The 2,628-nt window shown below is 71.6% G+C and carries 2 protein-coding genes; one reads left to right on the forward strand and one right to left on the reverse strand.

Annotated features, from left to right (window positions below):
- Positions 1-1,331, forward strand: a 1,331-nt coding sequence (gene ftsY / locus FL311_RS42560; protein ID WP_228557462.1) for a signal recognition particle-docking protein FtsY, incomplete at its 5' end; no start/stop codon positions are given.
- A gap of 13 nt (positions 1,332-1,344) precedes the next feature.
- Here the strand turns inward: ftsY and FL311_RS44640 are convergent.
- On the reverse strand, positions 1,345-2,628 hold a 1,284-nt coding region (locus FL311_RS44640), incomplete at its 5' end, for a M1 family aminopeptidase (protein WP_141333322.1).

A 2,628-nucleotide genomic window follows, 5' to 3' on the forward strand; every position in this document is an offset into this window, starting at 1 on the left:
CCGAAGGTGTCCGTGGTCGCGACGAAGTAGTCCAGCGAGCCCGCGCGCGCGTCGCGCACCTTGCCGCCCGAATCAATCTTGAACGGGATGCCGCTGCCCGAGCCGATGACCGTCACGCCCGCGCCCAGGAGCTGGCCCGCCAGCGCGAGGAGCTGACCCGCGCGGCCCGGACCACCCCGGACGCCGGCGAGCGCGCCCGGCTGGAGGAGCAGGCCCGCGCCCTCAAGGAGCGCGAGGAGGAGGAGAAGCGCGTCGAGTACCGCGCGAAGAAGGCCGCCGACGACGAGGCCCGTGAGCGGCGCAAGCGCGAGCAGGCCGAGGCCCAGCGACTCCTGGAGGAGGAGCGCGCCCGCGAGGCCGCCGCCGTCGAGGAGGCCCGCCGCGCCGAGGAGGCCGCCGCCCGCGCCAAGGTGGAGGCGGAGGCGGGCCGCACGCTGGCCCAGGGCCTGGACAAGACCAAGAGCCAGGGCTTCATGGCCCGCCTCAACGGGCTGTTCGGCTCGCAGCGCCAGGTGGACGAGTCCGTGCTGGCGGAGCTGGAGGAGATTCTCTTCACCGCGGACATCGGCGTGCGCACCGCGAGCACGCTCGTGGACGTGGCGCGCGAGAAGCTCAAGCGCAGCGAGCTGAAGGACTCCGAGCGCATCAAGGACCTCATCCGCACGGAGGTGGCGCGCATCGTCGACCTGCCGGTGCCGCGCTCGCTGGAGGGCGGCGGTCCGCCGCACGTCGTCATGGTGGTGGGCGTCAACGGCGCGGGGAAGACGACGACCATCGGCAAGCTGGCCGCGAAGCTCACCGGCGAGGGCAAGAAGGTGGTGCTGGCCGCGGGCGACACGTTCCGCGCGGCGGCCACCGAGCAGCTCGACGTGTGGGCCGAGCGCGCCAAGGCGCAGCTCGTGAAGGGCGCCGAGGGCGGAGACCCGGGCTCGGTCATCTTCGACGCCATCAAGAAGGCCCAGGCCGAGGGCGCCGACGTCGTCATCGCCGACACGGCGGGCCGGCTCCACACCAAGGCGCCGCTGATGGAGGAGCTGAAGAAGGTCAAGCGCGTCATGGACAAGGCCATGCCGGGCACGCCGCACGAGGTGCTGCTGGTGCTCGACTCCACCAACGGCCAGAACGCCATCCAGCAGGCCAAGCAGTTCCACGAGGCCGTGGGGGTCACCGCCATCGCCCTGACGAAGCTCGACGGCACCGCCAAGGGCGGCGTCATCATCGGCATCTGCGACGAGCTCAAGCTGCCCGTGGTCTGGGTGGGCGTGGGCGAGAAGGTCGCCGACCTGCGCCGCTTCGAGCCGCGCGAGTTCGTCCAGGCGCTCTTCGACTGAAGGCGCCCTGCCCTCACTGTCCCAACAGTGAGGGCAGCAGCTGCTCCAGCAGCTCCTTGGCCTGGGCGTCCAGCGCCTCCGCGTCCAGGCCACTGCTGCCCGCCCCCAGCCTGTCCATCACCGAGTCCAGGTTGGGCAGGCCCAGGTCATCGTCACCGCGCGCCTCCTGCCACCAGCGCACGCGCAGCCGCTCGAGCGCCTTGCCGTTGCCGGGACTCGCCTTGGCGAGCTCCTTGGTGAAGCACTCCTTGCACGTCCACTTGAAGCGGTACGTGTCCACGTAGGAGCGCAGGCCCTGGAAGAAGGCCGCGTCGCCCACCAGCTTGCGCGACGCGTGGTGCAGCAGCGGCGCCTTGCCGTACACCAGCGCGCCGTACTCCATCTCCCCATCGAACGCGCCCGTGGGCCGGTCCGCCCGCGCGTCCTCGCCGCCCGACATCCGGTACATGTGGTACGGCGCCACCAGCGCTTCCTTGCGCATCGACTCGGCGGCCTTCTTGCCGTGCTTCCACTCGATGTAGAGCAGCGCCGCGTACTGCGCCAGGGACTCGTCCACCACGGGCGCGTTGATGGGGTCCGAGCCCACCAGCCCCGCGAAGTACTGGTGCGCCACCTCGTGCGCGACGGTGAACTCCAGCGTGCGCTCCAGCGTCTCGCCCATCTGCGCCATCGGCGCCCCCGCGCCCAACGGGCCCAGCGCCTCCATCACTTCCTTCAGTTGCTCCAGGTCCACGTGGCCCGCCACCATCTCGAGCGGGTCCACCACGCCGCGGTACAGCGACGTCGCCACGGTGATGAGGCCGGGGAACTCCATCCCGCCCGCCCCTCCTGACAACGGCGCCTCCACCACCCGGAAGTGCGTGTACGGCAAGGGCCCCAGGCGCTTCTCGAACTCCGCCAGCGCGGACGTGGCGTACTTGAGCACGCGCTCGCCCACGTCCTGGTTGCGCGCGGCGTAGTGGCTCTCCACCGTGACGCCGTTCACCGTGGCCGTGGACACCGCGTAGCCCTTCGACACGAGGATGGGGAAGTCGCGCACCGCGCCCGCGGCGAAGGCGTAGCGCACCCGGCCGTCACGCTCCGGCACCTCGCCCATGGCCGCGCCGGTGGCGTGCACCACCCAGCCAGACGGCACGGTGATGGACGCGAGCACATGCGCCGGCGCGTACAGCGCCAGATCTCCAATGCCCTGCGGCCCCGCCCACGGCTGCCCCTTGTCGTCCAGCGGCGGCACCTGGGGCACCACGCCCACCAGGCTGACGAAGTCCTCCGTGATGGAGAAGGCGCCATGGTCTCC

It is taken from the genome of Myxococcus sp. AB025B (assembly GCF_006518215.1).
Taxonomy (GTDB): domain Bacteria; phylum Myxococcota; class Myxococcia; order Myxococcales; family Myxococcaceae; genus Myxococcus; species Myxococcus fulvus.